The 23,394-nt window shown below is 72.2% G+C and carries 20 protein-coding genes and 2 pseudogenes; 11 read left to right on the top strand and 11 right to left on the bottom strand.

Annotation, left to right across the window (positions count from 1 at the left end; all coding sequences use genetic code 11):
• Nucleotides 1-150 precede the first annotated feature (150 nt).
• The 3 genes from ABT154_RS18765 to ABT154_RS18755 are packed head-to-tail and all read right to left on the bottom strand — an operon-like array spanning nt 151 to nt 3,390.
• Complete coding sequence (locus tag ABT154_RS18765; RefSeq protein ID WP_351857940.1) at nt 151-1,041, bottom strand: acyl-CoA dehydrogenase family protein; 891 nt, start codon at nt 1,039-1,041, stop codon at nt 151-153.
• A gap of 4 nt (nt 1,042-1,045) precedes the next feature.
• The gene (locus ABT154_RS18760) at nt 1,046-2,182 is read right to left on the bottom strand and encodes an acyl-CoA dehydrogenase family protein (RefSeq protein ID WP_351857939.1); all 1,137 of its coding nucleotides are present in this window, start codon (nt 2,180-2,182) and stop codon (nt 1,046-1,048) included.
• The gene (locus ABT154_RS18755) at nt 2,182-3,390 is read right to left on the bottom strand and encodes an amidohydrolase family protein (RefSeq protein ID WP_351857938.1); all 1,209 of its coding nucleotides are present in this window, start codon (nt 3,388-3,390) and stop codon (nt 2,182-2,184) included. The genes ABT154_RS18760 and ABT154_RS18755 overlap by 1 nt, the downstream gene beginning before the upstream one ends.
• Before the next feature lie 146 nt (nt 3,391-3,536).
• Between ABT154_RS18755 and ABT154_RS18750 the strand changes: the two genes are divergently transcribed.
• Nucleotides 3,537-5,045, top strand: a complete 1,509-nt coding sequence (locus ABT154_RS18750; RefSeq protein ID WP_351857937.1) for a class I adenylate-forming enzyme family protein — start codon at nt 3,537-3,539, stop codon at nt 5,043-5,045.
• A 27-nt stretch (nt 5,046-5,072) separates the two neighbouring features.
• Here the strand turns inward: ABT154_RS18750 and ABT154_RS18745 are convergent, their stop codons facing one another.
• On the bottom strand, nt 5,073-5,450 hold the full coding sequence (locus ABT154_RS18745; protein WP_351857936.1) for an STAS domain-containing protein: 378 nt from the start codon (nt 5,448-5,450) through the stop codon (nt 5,073-5,075).
• 183 nt (nt 5,451-5,633) lie between these two features.
• Between ABT154_RS18745 and ABT154_RS18740 the strand changes: the two genes are divergently transcribed.
• Together ABT154_RS18740 and ABT154_RS18735 are read left to right on the top strand one after the other, a co-directional pair.
• A complete protein-coding gene (locus ABT154_RS18740; protein ID WP_351857935.1) occupies nt 5,634-6,215 on the top strand; it encodes a sigma-70 family RNA polymerase sigma factor in 582 nt (193 codons plus the stop codon).
• Nucleotides 6,212-7,470, top strand: a pseudogene (locus ABT154_RS18735) (DinB family protein). Before ABT154_RS18740 ends, ABT154_RS18735 begins: the two are co-directional and overlap by 4 nt.
• 47 nt (nt 7,471-7,517) lie before the next feature.
• Here ABT154_RS18735 and purU read toward each other — a convergent pair.
• Together purU and ABT154_RS18725 are read right to left on the bottom strand one after the other, a co-directional pair.
• On the bottom strand, nt 7,518-8,369 hold the full coding sequence (purU, locus tag ABT154_RS18730) for a formyltetrahydrofolate deformylase (RefSeq protein ID WP_351857934.1): 852 nt from the start codon (nt 8,367-8,369) through the stop codon (nt 7,518-7,520).
• A 70-nt stretch (nt 8,370-8,439) separates the two neighbouring features.
• Nucleotides 8,440-8,883, bottom strand: coding sequence for an SCO4402 family protein (locus ABT154_RS18725; protein ID WP_351858019.1), 444 nt, complete (start codon nt 8,881-8,883; stop codon nt 8,440-8,442).
• A 192-nt stretch (nt 8,884-9,075) separates the two neighbouring features.
• On the opposite strand from ABT154_RS18725, the gene ABT154_RS18720 reads away from it, so the two are divergent.
• Nucleotides 9,076-10,347 (top strand): ABC transporter substrate-binding protein, encoded by a 1,272-nt coding sequence (locus tag ABT154_RS18720; protein ID WP_351857933.1) that lies wholly within the window; start codon nt 9,076-9,078, stop codon nt 10,345-10,347.
• Nucleotides 10,348-10,365: 18 nt separating this feature from the next.
• On the opposite strand, the gene ABT154_RS18715 is transcribed toward ABT154_RS18720, so the two are convergent.
• The gene (locus ABT154_RS18715; RefSeq protein WP_351857932.1) at nt 10,366-11,790 is read right to left on the bottom strand and encodes a hypothetical protein; all 1,425 of its coding nucleotides are present in this window, start codon (nt 11,788-11,790) and stop codon (nt 10,366-10,368) included.
• A gap of 123 nt (nt 11,791-11,913) precedes the next feature.
• Nucleotides 11,914-13,296: an NsdA family TPR-like regulatory protein gene (locus ABT154_RS18710; RefSeq protein ID WP_351857931.1), complete on the bottom strand. Its 1,383-nt coding sequence runs from the start codon at nt 13,294-13,296 to the stop codon at nt 11,914-11,916.
• A gap of 276 nt (nt 13,297-13,572) precedes the next feature.
• Between ABT154_RS18710 and ABT154_RS18705 the strand changes: the two genes are divergently transcribed.
• The 5 genes and pseudogenes from ABT154_RS18705 (at nt 13,573) to ABT154_RS18685 (ending at nt 19,217) form a co-directional block, all read left to right on the top strand.
• The gene (locus tag ABT154_RS18705; RefSeq protein WP_351857930.1) at nt 13,573-14,238 is read left to right on the top strand and encodes a bifunctional DNA primase/polymerase; all 666 of its coding nucleotides are present in this window, start codon (nt 13,573-13,575) and stop codon (nt 14,236-14,238) included.
• Nucleotides 14,239-14,374: 136 nt separating this feature from the next.
• Nucleotides 14,375-15,211, top strand: a pseudogene (locus tag ABT154_RS18700) (ABC transporter ATP-binding protein); the annotation flags it as partial.
• A gap of 167 nt (nt 15,212-15,378) precedes the next feature.
• On the top strand, nt 15,379-17,019 hold the full coding sequence (locus ABT154_RS18695; protein ID WP_351857929.1) for a transporter: 1,641 nt from the start codon (nt 15,379-15,381) through the stop codon (nt 17,017-17,019).
• Between the two features lie 228 nt (nt 17,020-17,247).
• Nucleotides 17,248-17,814: a GNAT family N-acetyltransferase gene (locus ABT154_RS18690; protein ID WP_351857928.1), complete on the top strand. Its 567-nt coding sequence runs from the start codon at nt 17,248-17,250 to the stop codon at nt 17,812-17,814.
• Nucleotides 17,815-18,077: 263 nt separating this feature from the next.
• Entirely contained in the window at nt 18,078-19,217 is a 1,140-nt protein-coding gene (locus ABT154_RS18685; RefSeq protein ID WP_351857927.1) for a hypothetical protein, read from the top strand.
• Nucleotide 19,218: 1 nt separating this feature from the next.
• Here the strand turns inward: ABT154_RS18685 and ABT154_RS18680 are convergent, their stop codons facing one another.
• Together ABT154_RS18680 and ABT154_RS18675 are read right to left on the bottom strand one after the other, a co-directional pair.
• Nucleotides 19,219-19,659, bottom strand: a complete 441-nt coding sequence (locus ABT154_RS18680; protein ID WP_351857926.1) for an SRPBCC family protein — start codon at nt 19,657-19,659, stop codon at nt 19,219-19,221.
• A gap of 272 nt (nt 19,660-19,931) precedes the next feature.
• Nucleotides 19,932-20,408: a hypothetical protein gene (locus tag ABT154_RS18675; RefSeq protein WP_351857925.1), complete on the bottom strand. Its 477-nt coding sequence runs from the start codon at nt 20,406-20,408 to the stop codon at nt 19,932-19,934.
• A gap of 892 nt (nt 20,409-21,300) precedes the next feature.
• On the opposite strand from ABT154_RS18675, the gene ABT154_RS18670 reads away from it, so the two are divergent.
• Nucleotides 21,301-21,897: a DUF5753 domain-containing protein gene (locus ABT154_RS18670; protein WP_351857924.1), complete on the top strand. Its 597-nt coding sequence runs from the start codon at nt 21,301-21,303 to the stop codon at nt 21,895-21,897.
• On the top strand, nt 21,894-22,067 hold the full coding sequence (locus ABT154_RS18665) for a DUF397 domain-containing protein (protein ID WP_351857923.1): 174 nt from the start codon (nt 21,894-21,896) through the stop codon (nt 22,065-22,067). The genes ABT154_RS18670 and ABT154_RS18665 overlap by 4 nt, the downstream gene beginning before the upstream one ends.
• Nucleotides 22,068-22,140: 73 nt before the next feature.
• Here the strand turns inward: ABT154_RS18665 and ABT154_RS18660 are convergent, their stop codons facing one another.
• Nucleotides 22,141-23,364, bottom strand: coding sequence for an FG-GAP-like repeat-containing protein (locus tag ABT154_RS18660; RefSeq protein WP_351857922.1), 1,224 nt, complete (start codon nt 23,362-23,364; stop codon nt 22,141-22,143).
• Nucleotides 23,365-23,394: the final 30 nt, after the last annotated feature.

Below are 23,394 nucleotides of genomic sequence, written 5' to 3'. Positions count from 1 at the left end.
GACACCGGGACGATCCGGGCCCACACGCACTCGCATCCCACGGAGCGTACCGGAGGCGGACGGCGACTCCGGGCCGTGACGACCGCGCCGAAGGACACAACCCGGTATCGACATTCCGTGACCCGGCGAACGCGGAGGGCTACCACAGCGTCACAGTCCCGCGGCCACCGCCTCCTCCGCCCGCGCGGCGGGCAGCCGCAGCTCGGCCCGCACCCAGGCCCGCTTGAGGTGCAGATGGACATCCGCCTCCCACGTGAAGCCCATCCCGCCGAGCACCTGGAGACAGTCCCTGGCGTTGCCGACGGCGGCAGTGTCGGCGAGCAGCTTGGCCCCGGCGATCTCGACGGGGTCGGCGGTGACGGAGGCGGCACGGACGGCGGCGCGGGCGAGTTCGGTACGGACGAGCATCCCCGCGCACAGGTGCTTGACGGCCTGGAAGGCCCCGATCGGCTGCCCGAACTGCTCCCGCTCGCGGGCGTACCCGACGGCCGCCTCCGTGGCCCACCCCGCGCTCCCGACCTGCTCGGCGGCGAGGAGCAGCGCGGCGACGAGCCGGCCGTCCCCACCCGCGAGGCGCCCGCCCTCTCCGTGCCTTCGCTCCCCCGGCACCCGGTGGAGCGGTGTCAGCGGGTCCACCGACCGCATCGGCACGGCGCCGTCCGCGTCCCCGATCACCACGTCGGCCTCGTCCAGCCAGGGGACGAGACCCTCGTCGGCCTCGGTGACGACGACGGTCCCCTCCGCCGCGCCCGGCACGGAACCGGCCGCGAGGTGCGTGGCCACCAGCGGGCCCGGCAGCAGGGCCCGGCCCGCCTCCTCGAAGACGAGCACCGCCTCCGGGAGGCCGAGCCCCACACCCCCGTCGTCCTCGGGCAGCCGCAGGGCGAAGAACCCGGCCTCGCCGAGTTCCCGCCACAGCTCCCGGTCCAGGGCGGGGGCGTCGACGGCGGCCCGGAGCGCCTCGCGGTCGAAGCGGCCTTCGAGGAGGTCCCGTACGCCCCTGCTGAGGGCCCGCTGGTCCTCGCTGAGTCGGAAGTCCACGGGGTCACCGGCCCTTCGGCAGGCCGAGGATGCGCTCGGCGACGATGTTGCGCTGGATCTGGGAGGTGCCGGCCGCGATCGTGTACGAGAGCGAGGACAGCCGGTCCAGGGTCCAGTCCCGGCCGAGGTCGAGCGCCTCGGGACCGAGGACCGCGGCGGCGGCTTCGTACAGCTCCTGGCGGGCGTGGGAGTAGTGCAGTTTGAAGACGGAGCCGCCGGCCCCGGGGACCCCGCCCGTCGCCTGGGCCTCGCTGACGTTGGCCTGGACGATCCGCCAGAGGGCCCGGAACTCGGCGGAGAGCCTGCCGAGCCCGCGGCGCAGGACGGGGTCGTCCCAGGTGCCGTTCTTCCGGGCGGTGCGGGCGAGTTCACCGAGCAGACGGCGGCAGGCGACGACCTCCCCGACGAACGCGGTGCCGCGCTCGAAGGAGAGGGTCACCATGGTGACCCGCCAGCCGTCGTTCTCCTCGCCCACCCGGTTCCCGACGGGCACGCGGACCTCGTCGAGGAAGACCTCGGCGAACTCCGTCGACCCGGCGAGGGTCCGCAGCGGCCGTACGGTGATGCCGGGGGCGTCCATGGGCATCGCGAGCCAGGTGATGCCCTTGTGCTTGGAGGCCGCCCCCGGGTCCGTACGGACAAGCAGCTCGCACCAGTCGGCGACCTCGGCGTGCGAGGTCCAGATCTTCTGGCCGCTGATGACGTACTCGTCCCCGTCCCGTACCGCCCGGGTGCGGAGCGAGGCGAGGTCGGAGCCGGCGCCGGGCTCGCTGAAGCCCTGGCACCAGACCTCGTCCCCGCGCAGCACGGGCGGCAGCCAGCGGGCGCGCTGTTCGGGCGTGCCCTCGGCGGCGACGGTCGGGCCCGCGTGGAGGAGTCCGACGAAGTTGGCACCGACGTAGGGCGCACCGGCGAGTTCGGTCTCCTCCAGGAAGATGAGCCGCTGGGTCGGGGAGGCGTCCCAGTGGACGTCGGCGTATCCGGCGTCGTACAGCCTGCGCTGCCAGCCGCAGTCGTAGGCGCGGCGGGCCGGCCAGTCGAGCGGGTCGGGCCGTTCGGGCAGGCCGGGGAGGGTGGCGGCGAGCCATTCCCGCAGCCCGGCCCGGTAGGCCTCCTCCTCGTCGGTGCAGGAGAGGTCCATCAGACGGTGCCCCGGCCCCGGTCGAAGTCGAGGTCGAGCATGCGGATGGCGTTGCCGCGCATGAGCTTGTAGACCGTCTCGTCGTCGAGGCCCCGGACGTGGTCGAGGGCGACCTCCTTGGTGTGCGGGAAGGTCGAGTCGACGTGCGGGTAGTCGGTCTCGAAGGTGGCGTTGTCCCGGCCGACGACGTCGAGCGAGGCGATGCCGTGCTTGTCGCGGAAGAAGCAGCAGAAGATCTGCCGGTAGTAGTAGGTGGACGGCGGTTCGGGGATGAGGTCGCGGACGCCGCCCCAGGCGCGGTGCTCCTCCCAGACGTCGTCGGCGCGTTCGAGGGCGTAGGGGATCCAGCCCATCTGGCCCTCGCTGTAGGCGAGCTTGAGCCGGGGGAACTTCACGAGGACCCCGCTGAAGAGGAAGTCCATCATCGAGGCCATGGCGTTGTTGAAGCTCAGCGAGGCCTGGACGGCGGGCGGGGCGTCGGGGGAGGCGGCGGGCATCTGGCTGCTGGAGCCGATGTGCATGTTCACCACCGTCCCGGTCTCCTGGCAGACCGCGAAGAACGGGTCCCAGTAGCCGGAGTGGATCGACGGCAGTCCGAGGTGGGTGGGGATCTCGGAGAAGGTGACGGCCCTGACGCCCCGGGCGGCGTTGCGCCGGATCTCGGCCACGGCCAGGTCGATGTCCCAGAGCGGGATGATGCAGAGCGGGATCAGCCGGCCGCCGCTGCCGCCGCACCACTCCTCGACCATCCAGTCGTTGTAGGCGCGGACGCAGGCGAGGGCGACCTCCTTGTCGTGGGCCTCGGCGAAGGTCTGCCCGCAGAAGCGGGGGAAGGTGGGGAAGCAGAGGGAGGCCTCGACGTGGTTGAGGTCCATGTCCTTCAGCCGGGCGACCGGGTCCCAGCACCCGCGCCGCATCTCCTCGCGGGTGATCCCCTCCAGGGTCATCTCGTCGCGGTCGAAGCCGACGGCGGCGATGTTGCGCTTGTACGGGAACTTGAGGTCCTCGTAGATCCACCAGTCGGTGGGCGGTCCGTCGGGGTCCATCGTGATCTGGTACTTCCCGGCGACGTAGGCGAGCTCCCCGATGCCGGCGGTGAGCGGCCGGGGCCCCCGGTCCCGGTACTTCTTCGGGAGCCAGGTGTCGAAGAGGTGGGCGGGCTCGATCACGTGGTCGTCGACGCTGATGATGCGGGGCAGTTCCGTCATGACCCCTCCATGTCTCTCATGGCGCTTTCTGATGGACCGTCAGATCTGACGGGATCAGGCTAGCCCCGCACCCCTGGACCGACAAGCGCCGGACCTCTACGCTCACCGCACGATCTGACGGAACGTCAGCCAAGAGGAGTACGGTCATGGATCAGACCGCGCACGCCCTGGGCGAGTCCGGCACGCTCTGGGAACTCGTCGAACGCCGCGCCGCCCTCACGCCCGACCTGCCCGTCCTCCTCCAGGGCGACCGGGTGCTCACCTTCGGCGGGCTCCGGGACCGGGCCGAGCGCTGCGCCGCCGGGCTGTACGCCATGGGGGTGCGGCCGGGGACGGTCGTCGCCTGGCAGCTGCCCACCCGCATCGAGACCGCCGTGCTCTCCTTCGCGCTCGCCCGCGTCGGAGCCGTACAGACGCCCGTGATCCCCTTCTACCGGGACAAGGAGGTCGGCTTCGCGCTGCGCGAGTCCAAGGCCGAGTTCTTCGCCGTCCCCGGCGTCTGGCGCGGCTTCGACCACACCGGGATGGCCCGGCGGCTCGGCGCGCGCGGGATCTTCGAGGCCTACGACGACCTGCCCGACGGCGACCCGGCCGTGCTGCCCCCGCCGCCCGCCTCCGGGACCGACGTCCGCTGGATCTACTGGACCTCCGGCACGACCTCCGACCCCAAGGGCGTCCTGCACACCGACCGTTCCCTGCTCGCCGGCGGCTCCTGCCTCGCCCACGCGCTGCGGCTCACCGCCGAGGACGTCGGCTCGATGGCCTTCCCGTACGCGCACATCGCCGGGCCCGACTACACCGTGATGCTGCTGCTGTACGGGTTCCCGGCCGTCATGTTCGAGCAGTTCGCGCTGCCCGACGCCCTCGGCGAGTACCGGCGGCACGGAGTGACCGTGGCCGGCGGCTCCACCGCCTTCTACGCGATGTTCCTCGCCCAGCAGCGCGAACACCCGGACGAACCCGTCATCCCCACCCTCAGGCTGCTCGCGGGTGGCGGCGCGCCCAAGCCCCCGGAGATCTACCACGCCGTACGCAAGGAGCTGGGCTGCCAGCTCACCCACGGGTACGGCATGACCGAGGTCCCCATGATCACCATGGGCGACCCGGACGACACCACCGAGAACCTCGCGACCACCGAGGGACGCCCGCCCGCCGGCATGGAGATACGGATCACCTCCACCGGAGAGGTCCGGCTGCGCGGCGAGGCCGTCTGCCGGGGCTATCTCGACCCGGCGCAGACCGCCGCCGCCTTCGACGAGGACGGCTTCCTCATCACCGGCGACGTCGGGCACCTCACCCCGAGCGGCCACCTCGTCCTCACCGGTCGCATCAAGGACATCATCATCCGCAAGGGCGAGAACATCTCGGCCAAGGAGATCGAGGACCTCCTCCACGAGCACCCCGGAGTCGGCGACGCCGCCGTCATCGGCCTCCCGGACACCGCACGTGGCGAACGCGTCTGCGCCGTCGTCGAACAGCCGCCCGGCGCCGAACCGCTGACCCTCCCGGCGCTGACGGCCTTCCTCCGGGAGGCCGGCCTGTCCGTCCACAAGCTGCCGGAACAGCTGGAGGTGGTGGACGCGCTCCCCCGCAACGAGACGCTGCGCAAGGTCCTCAAGTACCGGCTGAGGGAGCAGTTCGGCCCGCGGCCGTAGGAGCCGTGGAGGGCGGGGCCGCTGCGGTCAGTTCGCGGTCGCGCCCGCCGCGGCGCCCGCTCCGGCGACCGCCGCCGGCACGTCCTCGTACACCTCGAAGAGGCGGCGGACGCCGAGCGCTGCCAGCACCCGGCCGACATGGCCCTCCCGGTCCTCCGGGAGGATCAGCCGGAGCCGGCCGCCGCAGGAGCGGAGCAGCCGGCGGGCCGCGATCAGGACGCCGACCCCGCTGGAATCGCAGAACCGCACGGCGGACAGGTCGATCACCAGGTCGTGGCGGCCACCCGCCACGGCGTCGTGGACCCTCCTGCGTATCCGCGGGGAGGTGATCAGGTCCATCTCTCCGCGCACCTGGAACACCGTCCAGGAGTCGTACTCGTCCTCGTCGACCTCGATCGTCGTCACGCCCGCCGCCTGCCCCGCCGGGAACGGACGAAACCCCCGGACCGGTGGATGACGCTTTCCTTACCATCAGGGGCCGCGTCAAGAGCGCACTTGCGGCAAACAGGCGTGCGTTCCCGGCGCGGCCCACTACGTTGGAGGAGAACCGGGAAGCCGACGGGGATGCCGGGAGGGGCGGAGGACCGGATGGCGAGGGACACACCACCGCGCTGGGACCGCAGGATGCAGCAGCGGCTGGCGCGCGGCGAGGCCGCCGCGCTCGGCGAGCTGTACGACCGGTTCGCCGCCCTGGTGCACAGCCTCGCCCACCGGGTCCTCGACGACGACGACGCGGCCGACCAGATCACCCGCGAGGTCTTCGGCTACATCTGGGAGAACCCCGACGCCTACGACCCCAAGCAGGGCAACCTGCGCTCGTGGGTCGCCAAGCTGACCCAGCGGCAGGCCGTCCACCGCCTCCGGCAGAACGAGGCCACGGCGTACGCGGAGACCGGAATCGGATCCGCCGAGGAACTGGAACAGAAGGTCCGGCGGGCAGTCGTCGCCGCCCGCGCCGACTACATCGTCACCTCCATGCCGAGACCGCTCCGGGCCGCGCTGGAACTGGCGTACTTCCAGCGCCGGGACTACCGGCAGACCGCCGCCGACCTCGGCGTCACCGAGGACGAGGCCCGGCGGCGCCTCCGCCTCGGCCTCCAGCTGCTCTCCTCGGCCCACACCCGCCCCGCCGAGGGCGGAGCGCCGCCCGGCTACGGACGGGCGCTGTGACCGGGGCGAACGACGACGCGGACGACGTCGCACGCGCCCCCTGGATACCGGGCCCGCGCCCGGCGGCCGACGACCACGCGGACCTGACGGCGGAGGCGGCGTACGGGGACGGACCGCGACAACCGGAATCTCCACCGGAACCCGAGGTGCCCGTGCTCAGCCATGGAGTGCTCAAGTCCCTGCTCGGGGCCTGGGCGCTTTCGGCGTGTTCGCTCGGGGAGACGCAGGCCGTCGAGGACCACCTCACCGCGTGCGCGCCCTGCGCCGACGAGGCCCTGCGGCTCCGCGACGCCGTGGCGCTGCTCCACGAGGACCGCGACCTGGACCTCGACCCGCTGCTGCGCTCCCGGGTCCTGGAGAACTGCCTCGGCCGCCGCCCGGCCCGTATCCCCGTCCCCGACTGGGTCACCCCGTACGACGCCGAGACCGCGCGGCTCGACGCGCTGCTGCGGGACATCGGCGAGTCCGAGTGGCACGCCCCGGTCCGGCTCAAGTGGTACGAGGAGGACCGGCTGGTCCGCCGGAAGGCGACCGTCGCCGGGGTCATCGGCCACCTCCTCGCCGTCGACGGACTGGTCGGGGCGGCGCTCGGACTCGACGACCCGCTGGGCGCCGGCACCCCCGAGCTGTCGCCGACGGAGCGCACCGAGGCGCCTTCTGGTCGGGCCTCGACCGGCCCGCGAACCGGTCCCTGCGGGGTCCCTGGCGGGAGCAGAGCCACCACCTGATCCGCACGGTCTCGTTCGCGGGCCGGGGCGTGGCGGACCTGACCGTCACCTACAAGGACTTCGCGCTGCCGCTGCGCGACTCGCTCCTGGAGCGGGCCTTCGAGTGCTGGGTGCACGCGGAAGACATCGCGAACGCGGTGGCCTACCCCTACGCCCCGCCCAGCGGCGCGCATCTGCACGGCATGATCGACCTGGCGGCGCGGCTGCTCCCGGCGGCCCTGGCCGGCCGCCGCCGCACCGGCCTCGCGGCCCCGGCCCGGCAGCTCGTCGCGGCGGGCGCGCCGGGCCGCTCGCTCCATCTGGAGGTGGAGGGCGCGGGCGGTGGCCACTGGTACATCGCGCTGGACTCCCCGGCGGCGGTCGGTTCGCCGGACCGGGCGGTGGCTCAGGTGGCGATGGACGGGGTGGAGTTCTGCCAGCTGGTGGCGGGCCACATCTCGCCGGAGGAAGCGGCGGCGGGCCAGGACGGCGACCGCGAGGCGATCAGGGACGTCCTCTTCGCGGCGGCCTCCCTGAGCCGGCTGTAGGCAGCCGGCCCACGGCCCCGGGGGCGCCCCGGGGCGGTGCGGCTCGGCTACGCGAAGACGACCGTGCGACGGCCGTTCAGGAGGATGCGGCGCTCCGCGTGCCACTTCACCGCGCGGGCCAGCGCCTGGCACTCCACGTCCCGGCCGATCGCGACCAGCTGGTCCGGGGTGACCTCGTGCCCGACCCGCTCGACCTCCTGCTCGATGATCGGGCCCTCGTCGAGGTCGGCCGTCACGTAGTGGGCGGTCGCGCCGATCAGCTTCACCCCGCGCGCGTGCGCCTGGTGGTAGGGCTTGGCGCCCTTGAAGCTGGGGAGGAAGGAGTGGTGGATGTTGATGATCCGCCCGGAGAGCTGCTTGCAGAGGTCGTCGGAGAGGACCTGCATGTAGCGTGCGAGGACGACCAGTTCGACGTCCTGCTCACGGACCAGGTCGAGCAGCTCGGCCTCCGCCTCGGCCTTGGTGTCCTTGGTGACGGGGATGTGCCGGAAGGGCAGCCCGTACGAGCCGACGAGGGCCTCGAAGTCGGTGTGGTTGGAGACGACGGCGACGATCTCCACCGGCAGCGCGCCGATCCGGGAGCGGAACAGCAGGTCGTTCAGGCAGTGGCCGAACTTCGACACCATGAGGACGACCCTCATGCGCTCGTCGGCGCGGTTGATCCGCCAGTCCATCACGAAGGAGTCGCCGACGGCGGCGAAGCTGGCCCGCAGCTTGTCGACGTTCACGGGGGCCTCGGCCGAGAAGTGGACCCTCATGAAGAAGAGTCCGGTGTCGCGGTCTCCGAACTGCTGGCTGTCCTCGATGTTGCACCCGGTGATGAAGAGGTAGCTCGACACGGCGTGCACGATGCCCTGCTTGTCCGGGCACGAGAGGGTGAGGACGTACTGGTCGGTCATCCCGTCAGCCTGCCACACCCGGGCCTCCCGGCGGCCCACCGTCCGTCAGACGGAACGGCCCACCGGCGGCTCAGGCCCCGGTCATGATGTGCAGCACGTCCAGCGAGCACGGAGGCGTGTCCGGGTCCTCGCCGTCCGCCCGCGCCAGGTGGACGTGGGCCTCGCGGGCGGCCCGTACGGCCTCGGGCCAGCCGGGGTGCTGGAGGTAGGCGGAGACGGGGGCGTCCGGGCCCACCTGGTGCATGATGCGGAGCACCCGGAGGACGGCGACGTCGACGAGGGCGGCCTCGGCGGTGTCGCGGAAGATCGAGCCCACGTACTTCTCGGCGGACCAGTTGTCGAGCCAGGTGTCCTCGACCAGGCGGTAGACGGCGTCGGTGACGTCGCCGTACCCGTCCAGGCCGGCCAGCCAGGTCGTCTCGTGGAACCCGGGGTCGGAGAGCATGTGCAGCGCCGAGCGCGCGTTGCTGCGCCAGCGCCACCACGGCATGTCGTTGAGCGGCATGCCGCCCATGGTGGAGGAGCGACGGCCACGACGGGAAGAGTTCACCGAACCGGAGACTGGACTGGACACGTTTCGATCGTACGTTCCCCTGTCCGGTAACCGGAGTCGCCCCCTCGCAGCCCCCGCAATTCACCTTGACGTCACCCACCGTTGAACCGTGCTCACTCCCGCGTTACCCGCGAGGCGGAAACGTGCACATCCATGACCGGTAGGCGACTGACCTCACTCCTCGCGTACGTCACGACCGCGGCGGCCGGAGCCTCGATGCTCACCGGGTGCGGCGTGCTCCCCGGGGCCACGGGGGGCTCCAGGGAGCCCGTCACCGTGATGACCTGGGCCCCCGACCAGACCCGCGCGACCAACATGCCCGGAATGCCCGCGATGGCGCAGACCTACGCCCGCTGGATCAACTCCCAGGGCGGGATCGACGGGCACGAACTGCGCGTCCTCACCTGCAACGAGCACAACACCCCCTCGGGCGCCGCGGCCTGCGCCCGCCGGGCCGTCCACGAGAACGCGGTCGCGGTCGTCGGCTCGTACAGCCAGAACGGCCGCGCCTTCATGGCCCCGCTCGAAGCCGCGGAGATCCCGTACATCGGCGGCTACGGCATTTCGGAGGACGAGTTCACGAGCCCGCTCTCCTACCCCGTCAACGGCGGGCAGGCCTCGCTCATCGCCGGGCACGGCATGCAGCTCGCCGAGTCCTGCCGGACGGTCTCACTCGTCCGCCCCGACACCCTCGCCGGGGACAAACTGCCTGAACTGCTCAACTCGGGCCTCCGCAAGGCGAGCCACCGCAGCGCCGTCGACATCCCGGCCGTCGAGGACGCCGCCGAGTACACCGCACAGGCCGACCGGGCCCGCGAGAAGGCCGGGGACAGGAACGGCTGCGTCACCGCCGTGCTCGGCGAGCGCACCCAGACCTTCTTCGACTCCTTCCGCCGCCTCCCCGAGCAGGAGGGCGGCGAAGGCGGCAAGCGGGACTCCGTACGGATCTCCTCGGTGCTCGGCAGCGTCGGCCAGCCCGTGATCGACCGCACCGGAGGCGCGCACAGCCCCTTCGAGGGCGCCTTCGTCACCGGCTGGTACCCGGAGGCCGGCGACAAGAGCTGGGCGCCGATGCGCGAGGTCATCCAGGCGCACGCCTTCGCCGACAACCGGGTCGACCCGTCCGACGCGGGCGTGCAGACCACCTGGATCGCCTACACGGTCCTCAAGGAGGTCGTCGAGTCACTCGGCACCGACCGGGTCACCGCCGCGCAGATCACCCACGCCCTCGACCGGGGCGAGCGGATCGACACCGGCGGCCTGACCCCCAGCCTGCGCTGGAAGTACGAGGACCTGCTCGGCGCCCCCGGATTCCCCCGGATCGTCAACCACGAGGTGACCTTCCAGGTGGTCCGCAAGGGCCGGCTCGTGGCCCAGCGGCCCGGCTTCGTCGACGTCGGCGCGACGGTCCTCAGCGCGCCCTGAGCGCCGCCCCCCGAGGGCCTACAGCTGGGTGTACGTCCGCTTCTCCAGGCCGTACTTCGTGGCGGTCGGGTTCCACAGCCCGGCCGCCTGCTTCTTCGCCGCGGTGGCCTCGTCGCTCTTCTGCGTCGCCGCGACCGTCTGGTTCGTCGACCGGGCCTTGCCGCCCTTGCAGGCCTTCTTGGCCTTCATCTGGTCGGCCCAGGCCGCGTAGTGGTCGTCGGCGGCGGCCGAGGCCTGCCAGGCCTTGGTCAGGGCGGCGGTCAGCGCCGGGCTGTCCGGGATCTTGTCGACACCGAGCGTCTGGAGCCGGGCCACCAGGCCCCGGCGCTGCTCGGCGGCCCCGCGCAGGTCACCGGCCGCCTTGTCGAGGTTCTTGCACTGCTTGATCAGCTCGACCGAGCTGATCACCGTGTCACGACTGCTGCTGCTGTCCGCGAGCAGCTTGCTCAGCTCCCGCGCCTGCGGCTCCGCCGGGTCGGCGGGCTTCTCCGTGGGCGCCTGGGTGGGCGGCGCGGCGGAGCCGGTGGCCACGTTCTGGGTGTCCTTGCCGGGCTTCTTCCCGTCGTCGTCCCCGCCGCTGAGGAGCGCTCCGGCACCGAGGCCGATGACCGCGCAGCCGACGACGACGGCGGCGATCAGCGCGACCGGCGACTTGCGGCGCGGGGGCTCGGGGTCGCCGCCGTCGTCGTAGTACGCGTCCTGGTAGGCGTACTGCTGCGGGGGCGGCCCCTGGTGCTGCTGCGGCTGCTGGTGCTGCTGCTGCTGGTACGGAGCGGGCGCGGGCGGCTGCTGGTACGCCTGCGTGCGCGGCTGCTGCGGGACCTGCGGCGACTCCGTACGGAAGAGGTTGTCGAACTCGGCGGGCGGCTGCCGCTCACCGGGCGCCTGCGGCGGTACGGGCGCGATGTACTGCGTCGCGTCGGAGGCGCCGGCGGGCCCGGGGCCCTGCGCCTGGAGCGATCCGGCGCCCAGGAACTGGGTCGAGGCGCCCCCGCCCTGCTGCTGCGGCACGGGCGCGATGTGCTGGGTGGCCTGCATGTCGCCGGCGGCCGGCGGCGGATACCCGTACCCGGGCTGCTGCGGGGCCTGCACCGGCGGCATTCCGCCCTGAAAACCGGGCATCCCGCCCGGCACCGGGGGGATGTGCTGGGTCGCCTGCATGTCGCCGCCGCCCTGGGCCCCCGGGCCCGGGTAGCCGTAACCGGGCCGCGGCGGGGCGCCCTGCGGCGGGACCGGCGGCAGGTACTGCGTCGACTGCATGTCAGCGGCGCCGCCCGGAGGTGCCTCCGGAGGCAGCGGCTGCGCGGGCGGCAGCGGCTGCCCGCCCGGCTGGCCGGCGGCGGGACCCCAGGCGCCGTCCCACGGCTGTGCTCCCCCGTGGGCGTCGTGCGCCGGGGGCACCGCCGGGTACTGCTGCTCCGGACCCTGTCCGTTCTGCGTCACCGGGACTCCTACTGATGGACCTACGGAATCGTCGGCTCACGCTACCGGGTGCGCGCCGGGCTCCGCACACACGTGTGAGCCCGGTTACACAACCTTCTTTCACGATCCCGCCCCCACCAGGGACTACGCCGCGTACAGCTCCATCCGCGCCCCGAACTCCCGTACCACCGCCTCCCCCGCGTAGGGCTCCAGCCGCCCCCTCAGATCGTCCAGATACTCCAGGCCCCGCGACGACCGCAGCGTGCCCAGGAGTTCGAGCGCCCGCGCCCCCGTCCGGCAGGCCTGCTCGACCTCCCGCTGCTGCACCTGCGCCGAGGCCAGCAGGGCCAGACCGATCGCCCGGCGCCGGGCCCGCGTCGCCGGATGGCCCGCGACCGACTCCTCCGCCGCCCGCGCCGCCGCCACCGGCTGCCCCAGATCCCGGTAGCAGTGCGCCAGTTCGTCCGACAGATACGCGCCGTCGAAGTGCGCGATCCACGCCGGGTCGTCGCCCGCCTCCGGATCCGCCCGCTCCAGCGCCCGCACCGCCCGCCCGGCGGCCTCCTCGAAGGCGCGGACGTCCCCGAGCAGCGCGTGCCCGCGCGCCTCGGCCGCGAAGAACATCGCCTCCGCCCTCGGCGGCACCTTCCCCCGCGCCCCCTCCTGCGCGGCCCGCGCCAACTGGGCGATCTCCCGGGGGTTCCCGAGCTGCGCGGCGAGGTGGCTCATCGAGGCGGCCAGGACGTACCCGCCATAGCCCCGGTCGCCCGCCGCCTGCGCGAGCCTCAGCGCCTGGATGTAGTACCGCTGCGCGAGCCCCGGTTCGCCCGTGTCCACCGCCATGTACCCGGCGAGTTCGGTGAGTCGGGCGACCGCCGCGAACAACTGCCGCCCGACCGCCTCCCGGTACGAGCCCGACAGCATCCCCGACACCACGCTGTTGAGGTAGTGGACGACCACCGGCCGCACATGCCCGCTGCCGAACCGCCGGTCGAGGTCGACGAGCGCGCCCGTCATCTCCCGTACGGCCGCCACGTCCGCGACCCCGACGCGCGCCCCCGCCTGCCGGGCCACGTGCGGGTCCGGCCCCGTGATCAGCCAGTCCCTGCTGGGCTCGACGAGCGCCGAGGCCGCCACCGTCGAGCCGGCCAGGAAGTCGCGCCGCCCCACGTCGCTGCGCCACAGCTCACAGACCTGCTCGATCGCCCCCGGCACGGTCGGCGCGAACTGGAGGCCCACCCCGGCGGCGAGATTCCGCCCGTTGGCCATGCCCACCTCGTCGATCGTGACCGTGCGGCCCAGCTTGCGGCCCAGGGCCTCGGCGATGACCCCCGGCGCCCGGCCGCGCGGCTGCTGCCCGCGCAGCCAGCGGGCCACCGAAGTCTTGTCGTACCGCAGATCGAGACCGCGCTCCGAGCCGACCATGTTGACCCTGCGGGCGAGACCGGCGTTGGAACAGCCCGCCTCCTGAATGAGCGCCTGGAGCCGTTCGTTGAGCTGGCGCGGAACGAGTGGCCTGGCTGCCATGAGTACCCCCTGAGGCCGTGCGGTGATCACAAGAGGAGTGATCACTGCCCGGTGGATATCCGGTCAATGCCGATGTGAACACGCGAAACCGGACACGTCGGCCGCGATCCCGCCGACGCCCCCACCTCTGCGTACCCACCCCCGCTCCCCGGCCCCCCGCGCGCCCCCGCCCGTGCTCCGATGCGCCCCGCATGCAGGATCGATGCGTCACACCGCCGTACCCCCCGCCCGTAACCCCGGGTCACGCGGGAAGTTGTGTTCACCGTGGAAGAGACCATGGGAGTCACGGAAGCCGCGCAGATCCCCCAGCAGCGAGGCGAGCAGCTGCTGGACAGTGCCGTGCGGTACGCGGAAGAGCGGCACTGGGACGTGTTTCCCGGGACCTGGCTGGAAGCCGTCGAGGGCAGGGAGCGATGCTCCTGCGGCGCGGACGCGTGCGCCGTGCCCGGCGCCCACGCCGTCAGGCCCGACTGGTCCACCCAGGCGACCGGCAGCGGGGTCGGGGCCCGGCGCATGTGGTCGAAGCAGCCGAAGGCGTCGATCCTGCTCCCGACCGGCCGCACCTTCGACGCGATCGAGGTGCCCGAGTCCGCCGGATTCCTCGCGCTCGCCCGCATGGAGCGCATGGAGCTGACGCTCGGCCCGGTCACCTGCACCCCGGACCGCCGCATGTACTTCTTCGTCCTGCCGGGCGCCGCCACCAAGGTCCCCGACCTGGTCCGCAGGCTGGGCTGGGTCCCGGCCGCCATCGACCTCACCACGCGCGGAGAGGGCCACTACGTCGCCGCCCCGCCCACCCGCGTCGGCGGCTGCGGCGCCGTGCAGTGGGCCCGCCGCCCCACCCCGGCGAACCGCTGGCTCCCCGACGCGGAGGAACTGATCAGCGCCCTCGCGTACGCGTGCGGCCGGGAGGCGGCGGAGGCCCGGGGCCGCACTCCGTGACCCCGGGGGTACGAGGCTCCGCAGGTCGTCACCCCGGAGCTACGAGGCTCCGCACGTCGTGACCCTAGGGGCCGCGAAGACCTCACCCGTAGGGTTGCCCACGTACACACGGGGACGACCGAGGGGTTGACGGAACATGCCTGACCAGGCATTTGACGGAGCGTACGAGAAGGCGGGCGCGGCGCCGGGCGACGGTGCGGTGCCCGCCGTCCGCGTCGAGGGGCTGTGGAAGCGCTTCGGTCAGCAGATCGCGGTGAACGGGGTCGATCTCGTCCTGCCGGCGGGCAAGTTCATCGGGCTCGTGGGCCCCAACGGCGCCGGCAAGACCACCACTCTCTCCATGATCACCGGCCTGCTCCGGCCGGACCACGGCCGCATCCTGGTCGCCGGGCACGACGTGTGGGCCGACCCGGAGTCGGTCGCCCAGGTCAAGGCCCGGATCGGCATCCTGCCCGAGGGCCTGCGGCTCTTCGAGCGCCTCTCCGGCCGTGAACTCCTCGCGTACAGCGGCCGGCTGCGGGGGCTGCCCGGCGCCGAGGTCGACAAGCGTGCCGCGCAGCTCCTCGACGTGCTCGACCTGACCGGCTCGCAGAACAAGCTGGTCGTCGACTACTCCACCGGCATGCGGAAGAAGATCGGGCTCGCGGCGGCGCTGCTCCACAACCCCGAGGTGCTCTTCCTCGACGAGCCCTTCGAGGGCGTCGACCCGGTCTCGGCCCAGACCATCCGGGGCGTCCTGGAGCGGTACACCTCCTCCGGTGCGACCGTCGTCTTCTCCAGCCACGTCATGGAGCTGGTCGAGTCGCTCTGCGACTGGGTCGCCGTGATGGCGGCGGGGCAGATCCGGGCGCAGGGTCCGCTCGACGTGGTGCGGGGCTCGGCGCCGTCGCTCCAGGCGGCGTTCCTGGAACTGGTCGGCGCGAACGGCCGCGAGGCGGCCGGGGACTCGCTGGACTGGCTGGGCGGCGGGCGCGGGGCTGACGGTGGGTCCGGGGCCGCTGGTGGTTCGGGTGCTTCTGGTGGTTCGGGTGCTCCTGGGGGCTCGGGTGCTCCTGGGGGCTCGGGTGCTTCTGGAGGCTCGGGTGCTTCTGGAGGCTCGGGTGCTTCTGGAGGCTCGGGTGCTTCTGGAGGGGCTCAGTGATGAGTGCCGTCACCCAGACCACCACCTCGGCCGGGGCCGGTTCCGCCCCCTCGCTCACCTCCGTCTTCGTACGGCTCAAGCTGGCACTGCTGCGCAACGGGCTGCGGCAGTCGGGCGGACGGACCGCCGCCTACATCGCCTCGGCCGTCTTCGGTGCCTTCTTCGCCGCCCTGATGGTGCTGGCCTTCGTCCTGCTGCGCGGCAGCGCCGACGCCGACACCGTCGCGGTCCTCCTCACCGGGGCGCTCGCGCTCTCCTGGACGGTGATGCCGCTGTTCATCCCGAGCGGCGACGAGACGCTCGACCCCTCGCGGCTCGTGATGCTGCCGCTGCGGCCCCAGCCGCTCGTCCGGGCCCTGCTTGTGGCCTCGCTCGTCGGCATCGGCCCCTTCCTCACCCTGCTCCTGACGTTCGGCGCCGCGCTGTCCGTCGCCCACGGCGCCGCCGCGACCGTCGTCGCCGTCCTCGCCGTACCCCTGGTGACCGTCACGTGCGTGGCGCTGTCGCGGGCGGTGGCCGCCGCCAACATCCGGCTCCTGACCTCCCGCAAGGGCCGCGACCTGGCGCTGCTGAGCGGTCTGGTGATCGCGGTCGGCATCCAGTTCGTGAACTTCGGGGTCCAGCGCCTCAACCGGGCCGGCAGCCTCAGCTCGCTCGAACCGGCCGCGACCGTCGTCGGCTGGCTGCCGCCGGCCGCCGGGATCGGCGCGGTGGACGCGGCGAGCAAGGGCGACCACCTGGTGGCGGCGGTACGGCTGCTGCTCACGGCGGCCACCCTGGCGGCGCTGGCGTACTGGTGGCGGCGGAGCCTGGTGCGGCTGATGGTCGAGCCGGACGGTTCCACGATCGGCGCCGCTCCCGACAGCGGGCGGGAGAAGGCCGCCGGGTCGGGGCTGCTCGGCCGCCTCCTGCCGGAGGGCCGTACGGGCGCGGTCATGGAGCGCAGCCTGCGGTACATCTGGCGCGACCCGAAGACCAAGGCGGCGTGGGTGACCTCGCTCGCCATCGGTCTGATCGTCCCGCTGTTCAACGCCTTCCAGGGCAGTGGCTCGATCTACTTCGCGTGCTTCGCCTCCGGCATGCTCGGCATCCAGATGTACAACCAGTTCGGGCAGGACACCTCGGCGTTCTGGATGGTCGCGCAGACCCTCTCGACGAGCGCCGACGCGTACGCCGAACTCCGGGCACGGGCGCTCGCCCTGCTGATGATCACGCTGCCGTTCACGACGCTCGTCACCGCGGTGACGGCCGGTGTCCTCGGGCAGTGGTCGCAGTTCCCGGAGGCGCTGGGCCTGGCGTTCGCGCTGCTCGGCGCGATGCTGGCGTCGGGCGCGGTGGCGTCGGCGAGCCTCCCGTACTCGATCCCCCAGGACAGCGGCTACAAGAACGTGGTGCCGGGGCAGGGCGGTCTCGCCTGGATGTCGATCCTCGGCGGCATGGTCGCGGCGACGGTCCTCTGCGCGCCGCTGATCGCCGCGACGATCTATCTGCACGTCTCCGACCAGGGGTCCCTGCTGTGGCTGGTGCTCCCGGTCGGCGCGCTGTACGGCGCGCTGCTCTCCTGGGCGGGCCTGAAGGCGGCGGCCCCGCGCACGGCGCGACGGCTGCCGGAGATCCTGGCGGCGGTCAGCAAGGGCTGAGCCCGCACGACGACGGGGCCCGGGTCGGTCGTACGTCCCGGGGCCCGGGTCGGTCGTACACCCCCGGGGCCCGGGACGGTCCGCCGAGCGCGACGGAAGGGACTTCCGGCGCAAGGCCCGCGCCCGCTGATCAGCCGGAAGGTGACCTGCGTCTCCCATCGCCCGCACCCGCCTCCGGCCCGCCGAATCCCCTTGCCGACAGCGATCGCCGCGTACGATCCTCGCCGCATGGACCTCCTCACCGAACCCAGGCCCGTGATCGCCCTCGACGACGACCTCACCCTGCGCGCGTTCGACGCCGGGGCGGACCTTCCCGAGTTCTTCCGGGTCATCGAGGAGTCGCTCGACCATCTGCGGCCGTGGATGCCCTGGACCGCCGAGCACAGCCTCGACCACACGACCGCCTTCCTCGCGGGGCGGTCCTCGCTCTGGGCGAGCGGTGACGAGTACACGTACGCGATCGTGCTCGACGGCGCCCTCGTCGGTTCCTGCGGGCTGTACCGGCACGAGGACACCCCGGACGGCGTCCTGGAGATCGGCTACTGGCTGCACCCGGCGGCGACCGGCCGGGGGGTGGTGACCCGGGCGGCCCGCGCGCTGGCCGAGGAGGCGTTCCGGGTCCCCGGTGTCGACCGCGTCGAGATCGTCCACGATCCGGCGAACCTGGCGAGCGGCGCCGTTCCCGCCCGGCTCGGGTTCACGGTGGGCGAGCGCCGCCCGGCCGAGGCGCTGGCTCCGGCCGAGACCGGGGAGAACCAGGTGTGGTGCCTGCCGAGGAGCCGGTGGGAGGGGTGACTCCGGTCGGGTTCGACGGGCTTCCGTCACCGGCACGCGGCCTGCCGGGGGCTTCTGCCGCCGGGACGGGCTGGGTACGTTGAGCTGATTTGGGGGCTGCGGATCTGCGGCCCCTCCCTAGGAGTCCGCCCACCCTCACCACCCCCGGATCGGCAGACCCGAAGACCCGCATACCGCGGACCCGTGGATCCACGGATCCTCACTGCCCGGCCCTCACTTTCCGCTCTCCCGCCCGTCCCCTCGGGCCGACCCCCAGGACTCACGTGAGACACACCGTCACCGAATCCCTGCGCGCGGTCTCGCTCGTCTGCGCCGCCGTCGCCGTCGTTCTCTGCTTTGTCTACGACCGGCCGGACGGCGCCCGTTGGGACATTCTGGCCGCGCTCGTCATGGGTGCGATATGCATCGGCGCGTGGGCCCTGCTCACCCGGGAGGAAGCGCCTGCCGGCCCGCCGGTGCCCTCTCCCCCGCCGATGAGGGACCTGCCGTCCGTCCTGCCGCGCAACCCGGTGGACTGGCATCTGACGACCGGGATGACGCTGGTCGCGTTCGCGCCCTGGGCCGTGTTCCGTCATGCCGCCTATCTGGAGATCATGCTCCCCGTGGTCGTCCTGGGCCACCTGGTGCTGATCCCCTGGGCGGCGATCGTCCTCGTCCTGACGGTCAAGAACCTGCTCGTCCGCCGGCTGCCCGAGCCGCAGCGGCTCCTCGCCCAGGACGCCCTGGCGGGCCGGGTCGTCGCCGTGCGCTTCGAGTCCACGGGCGCCGAATGGATTCGGCTGGTCCCCGAGAACAGCACCAAGCTCATCGACCCGCCGCTGGAGCACGCCCAGCAACTGAAGCTCCGGGACGCCAAGGGCGACTGGTACGGCACCCACGGGCTGCTCCCCTCGATGTTCGGGCCGGACAACGCCCGCAAGCAGCTCGCGGTCTTCGGTCCCCGGGTCAAGGGCGAGCACGTCTGGGTCTACTGGCCGGAGCGCTGGGAGCCCGTCCTCTCCGTGGCGCGGCGGCGTGGCCACCCGGCCTATCCGGTGGCGGTCATCGCCGACAACGGCGAGATGGTGTGGGGCTACGCCTCGCTCGACTACACCGACCGCTATCTGACCAACCCCGTGCACCTCCGTGTCACCACGCCCGGCGTGAAGGCCCGTCCGGTGCGTCCCCGCCCGTACTTCCGGGCCGCCGTCCACGGCCGGATGCTGCTGTGGCTGGGGATCGCCCTGGCCGCGCTGGTCCCGGTCCTCCTGGATCTCGTGTCGGGCCGGGTGAGCGCCCTGCTCGGCCTGGTCGCCGGGGTCGCGGTCGTCGCCGCGCCGATCTCCGCCGTACGCGCGACCGTCACCCGCCCGGACCCGAACCGGTACGTCATTCCCCCGGTGGTGGACTTCCGCACGCAGTAGGTCAGGGACGGTGTTGTGCGGCGGCGGCCGGGAGGCGTTCGGCGACCTCGTCACCGAGTCGCTCGAACTCGGCCCTCAGGAACGGTGAGGCGAGCCGCGCCAGCCCCTTGAATCGCAGCGACGCCCGGTAGGTCAGCCGGGTGAGGGTGGCGGACTCGGCCCGGAAGCCGAGATCGTCCGTGGACGTCACCGTCTTGTTCTCCCCGACGAACACCAGCCGGTCGGGCTCGCGCGTCACGAGCCGGTATTCGAGTTCCGTGGTGCGGCCACGAAAGCGCGAGGTGTTGTGCCACCGGGTGCCGGGCCGTACCGGCCCCTCGTCCAGACGTACGCAGCGCACGGTCCCGGTGTCCCACTCCTCGGCACGACCGAAGTCCTCCAGGTACGTGACGAGGTCGTCCAGCGACAGCCCGACGACGAAGCTCCGTTCCACCGTGATCACCGTACCGACCTCCACTTCCCGTGAACCGGACCGGTGCCCCGCTCGGGACACCCGCCGCAACCACTTCCCGGGTCGGGCCACGGACGGATGCACCTCTCGCACGAGCCCGGCATGATCCGAACGACTGACCCCGGGGCGTGGTGCGGACGTGCCGACCGCGCGGCAAGCGGGCCGGCGGAAGGGGCACTCGGCGTCGTAGACGGCCACCAGCAGGGGTTCACGGAACTCGGCATGCAGCAAAGGCAGATGCCAACCGTCCGCGCCCGCCCTCCTCAGGTGACGACGGCCTCGTCCCGGGCGATCTCGTCGACGCGCTGCCGCCAGGTGACGGAGGGTTTTTCGGGGCGGGGGTCGTAGCGACGGGCGTGGGCCTTCCAGGCCTCGTTCGTGCGGCAGGTGCCGCAGAGGGTCTCGTCGGCGGTGGGCCGGAACACGTGGGTGTTCCCCGGGCCCTCGCAGGTGACCAGCTCCGCCGGGGCGGTGGCTGTGGCCGTGGTCCCGGCTCCGGCTCCGGCCCTGGCCGGTGGGTGGAAGGCCTCCTCCGCCGGGAGTTTCTCCGTGAGCCGGTGCCTGAGGAACCCCACCGCCGAACGGACGCCGTTACGCGGCAGATGGGCCGTCAGCGCATGCCGCAGATCCGCCGCCGACACACCTCTCCGGAGCCATTCCCCCGCCACCTCGGCCAGCCCCCGGGCCTCCCGGACGCCGAGCAGAAGGTCCCGGTTGTGGTGCCGCAGGGAGAGCAACACGCTTTCGGCTGCGGCGGCTTCGGGGGTCGGCGGCGCGGTCTCGGCTTCGGTCTCGGGAGCGGGGCCCGGCTCAGGCGACGGATCCGGCACCGACTCCGGCGCGGGGGTCGGCTCCGGGATGGGTTCCGGCTCCGGGATCGGCTCCGATTCCGGCGCCTGCGCTTTGGTGGGTGGGTGGGAGTACGTCTTCTCCCCGTCTTCGTCCTTGGGTAGTTGGCCACCGACTCGCCGACCCCTCGGAAAACCGAGAGTCGGTGGGACATCAGTCGGAGATCCGGCCGGAACCCCCACCCGGACCGCCCCCGCCTCTTCACGCGTGAGGGTGACGTTCGACATGAGCTGATCGGTGACCCAACGCCCGCGCGCGTCCTGGCCCTTCCACTCGTGAAGGAACCCGCAGGCCGCCAGGGCCTCCCTCGCCCGGCTGTACGCCCGGGGCTTCATCCCCAAGTCACCGGCGTGCTCCCCGAGCGGCTTGTTCCGCTCGCCCTCGGGGAGGCCCTGGACGTGAATGAGGAGGATCTTCGCGTCACTGTTCAGACGCGGATGCCGCACGACACTGTTCGAGACCTTGGCGTAGCAACGAACCGGCGGGATAACATGCGTAAGCATTTCTGGTGGGCCTCTAGACCACTAGGAGTGAAGGTCCCCGGGTCAATGGTGTTGTCGCACCACCGGGGGCCGCTCCACTTTTACGGAGAGTGACTTCGCGGTTACCGTACCGCACAGCTCACCGTCATATGCAACAACTCCGGCTCCACGAACGGATCTTCGAGCGTCGGCCTCGACCTCCAGTCCAGCGGCCACGTCACCCCGTGCCGAGCGGCGGGCGAAGGGGAACTTCGTCGAGATCGCGGACGCGATGCTCGGTGCACAAGGTGCACTTCTGGCGGTGGCTCAGGAAGTGGCCGTGAGCGGGGTCGCCGCCTGGTTCGAGGACTACTTGGATGAAGAGGCCAGGGCGGCAGGCATGCACAAGTACGAGAACCATCTGATCCCAGGGTTGCTCCAGACTGCGGAGTACGCGGAGGTCGTGTTCGCATCAGAACGCCCGGCCCTCGAAAGCGACGAGATCGAAGCAGGCGTCACGGCGCGGATGAAGCGGCAGCAAGTGCTCTTCCATAAACCCGCCCCGCTGATCACCTTCGTTCTGGAGTTGTCAGCCCTGGCCCGTCCGCTCGGTGGCCCCGACATACTCCGGAGGAACCTCTTGCACGTCCTCGACATGGGCAAGCTGCCCAACGTCGAGATCCAGGTCATGCCCGAAGACCGACAGACACATGCCGGCCTCAACGGGCCCTTCACGCTGCTGGAAACCGAAGGACGTCGAGGTCAACTCGTCTACGTCGAAGGACAGGGCGGCAGGTACTTTCTCAGCGAACAACCGGACGTGGGAGATGTCTTCGCCCGCTACAGCACCTTGCGGGCGCAGGCCTTCACCCCGGAGGAATCCCTACAACTCATCGAACAGGTGGCACGAAAGCTATGAGCACCGACCTCAACTGGTTCAAGAGCAGCTACAGCGGCGGCCAGGGCGGCGACTGCGTCGAGGTCGCCACCCTCGTCGACTCCGTCCACGTCCGGGACTCCAAGGACACCGACCTCCCCTCCCTCACCCTCTCCCCCGCCGCCTGGGACGTCTTCCTCACCCTCGTCTGACGGCGTCATGACGAAGGTCTCCGCCCCGGACGTGGGACGGAGACCTTCACTCACCGGGCGGCGACTTCGGTCGTCAGAAGGCGCCGTTCAGGCCGGACCAGTCGTACATCTCCGGCATGCCCGCGTTGAGCCTGCCCGTGCCGGTGCCGCCGTAGAGGACGAGGCAGCCCACACCACGGCAGCCCTCACCGACGTAACCGCTGGTGGTGAGCGTCGCGATGTCGTTGATGCCGTCGGCGCCGAAGTCGCCGACCGCCAGGAACGACGCCATGACGTTCCAGCCGCCGCTGCCGATCAGGACCCGCGACCCGACGGCCCCGGTCTTGCCCGGGTAGAACCACAGCTTGCCGGTGGACGCCTCGCGGGCGATCAGGTCCGCCCGGCCGTCGCCGTTCGTGTCACCGGGTGCGACCAGGGTGTTCATCGTGTTCCAGCCGCCGCTGCCGATCAGCTTCCGCGCGCCGAGAGTGCCCGTCGTCGTGCCCGGGTACAGCCACAGCTTGCCTGTGGCCTTCTCGACCGCGATCAGGTCCGCGCGGCCGTCGCCGGACAGGTCACCGAAGGCGGTGATCCGGTCCATGCTGTTCCAGCCGCCGGAGCCGATGAGCTTGCGGGTGCCGAGGGCGCCGGTGCCCGTGCCCGGGTAGAGCCACAGCTTGCCGGTGGACGCCTCGCGGGCGATGACGTCCTCGCGGCCGTCGCGGCTGAAGTCGCCGTGGCGGGTGAGGGCGTTCATGGCGTTCCAGCCGCCGGTGCCGATCAGCTTGCCCGTCTTGTCGCCGGGCAGGTACCAGAGGCGGCCCGCCCTGTCGCGGACGACGACATCGGACTTCCGGTCGGCGTTCAGGTCGCCGAAGCCAGCGGCCTTGGGCGCGGTGTAGGCGTGCCACTCCGGGTACGCCGGCTGGTCGCACTCCCGCGCGGTGGGCACGAACTTGAGCGAGCTGACGGAGTTGCTGCCCGGGCCGCCCCAGTCCCGGAGCTCCGGGTCCGGGTCGCGGACGCCGGCTCCGACGGGGTCCGCGTAGTTCGCGCCGTCGTAGGTGCAGAGGAACTTGTCCGTGCGGTTGGCCACCGTGCGGAACGCGTTGTCCCAGGCGCCCAGCGTCGGCGTGTTCACCTTCGTCTTGAACATGGTGCCGGTGGCGTTCTCCGTCTTCCAGGCGCAGAAGTAGCCCCGCGGGCAGTCCTGGACGACGGCCTGCGCCGGCGCCGCGCCCGCGCCGAGGAGCCCGGCGGAGCTGAGCCCCAGCGCCGTGGCCACCGTGGCCAGGCGCCGCAGCATAGAAGTGCGCATGCATTCCCTCCCTGAGGCGGCGCGGAGTAG

It is taken from the genome of Streptomyces sp. NPDC001728 (assembly GCF_040297565.1).
Lineage (GTDB): Bacteria > Actinomycetota > Actinomycetes > Streptomycetales > Streptomycetaceae > Streptomyces.
The sequence above is the reverse complement of the archived record's forward strand: the minus strand, read 5'-3'. Positions and strand labels throughout refer to the sequence as shown.

Bases quoted from the DNA above. Each gene is read 5' to 3' on its own strand.
- ABT154_RS18760 (WP_351857939.1), bottom strand. From the start codon at position 2,182: ATGGACCTCTCCTGCACCGACGAGGAGGAGGCCTACCGGGCCGGGCTG.
- ABT154_RS18755 (WP_351857938.1), bottom strand. From the start codon at position 3,390: ATGACGGAACTGCCCCGCATCATCAGCGTCGACGACCACGTGATCGAG.
- ABT154_RS18750 (WP_351857937.1), top strand. From the start codon at position 3,537: ATGGATCAGACCGCGCACGCCCTGGGCGAGTCCGGCACGCTCTGGGAA.
- ABT154_RS18740 (WP_351857935.1), top strand. From the start codon at position 5,634: ATGGCGAGGGACACACCACCGCGCTGGGACCGCAGGATGCAGCAGCGG.
- purU (WP_351857934.1), bottom strand. From the start codon at position 8,369: ATGACCGACCAGTACGTCCTCACCCTCTCGTGCCCGGACAAGCAGGGC.
- ABT154_RS18725 (WP_351858019.1), bottom strand. From the start codon at position 8,883: ATGGGCGGCATGCCGCTCAACGACATGCCGTGGTGGCGCTGGCGCAGC.
- ABT154_RS18720 (WP_351857933.1), top strand. From the start codon at position 9,076: ATGACCGGTAGGCGACTGACCTCACTCCTCGCGTACGTCACGACCGCG.
- ABT154_RS18710 (WP_351857931.1), bottom strand. From the start codon at position 13,296: ATGGCAGCCAGGCCACTCGTTCCGCGCCAGCTCAACGAACGGCTCCAG.
- ABT154_RS18705 (WP_351857930.1), top strand. From the start codon at position 13,573: ATGGGAGTCACGGAAGCCGCGCAGATCCCCCAGCAGCGAGGCGAGCAG.
- ABT154_RS18695 (WP_351857929.1), top strand. From the start codon at position 15,379: ATGAGTGCCGTCACCCAGACCACCACCTCGGCCGGGGCCGGTTCCGCC.
- ABT154_RS18690 (WP_351857928.1), top strand. From the start codon at position 17,248: ATGGACCTCCTCACCGAACCCAGGCCCGTGATCGCCCTCGACGACGAC.
- ABT154_RS18665 (WP_351857923.1), top strand. From the start codon at position 21,894: ATGAGCACCGACCTCAACTGGTTCAAGAGCAGCTACAGCGGCGGCCAG.
- ABT154_RS18660 (WP_351857922.1), bottom strand. From the start codon at position 23,364: ATGCGCACTTCTATGCTGCGGCGCCTGGCCACGGTGGCCACGGCGCTG.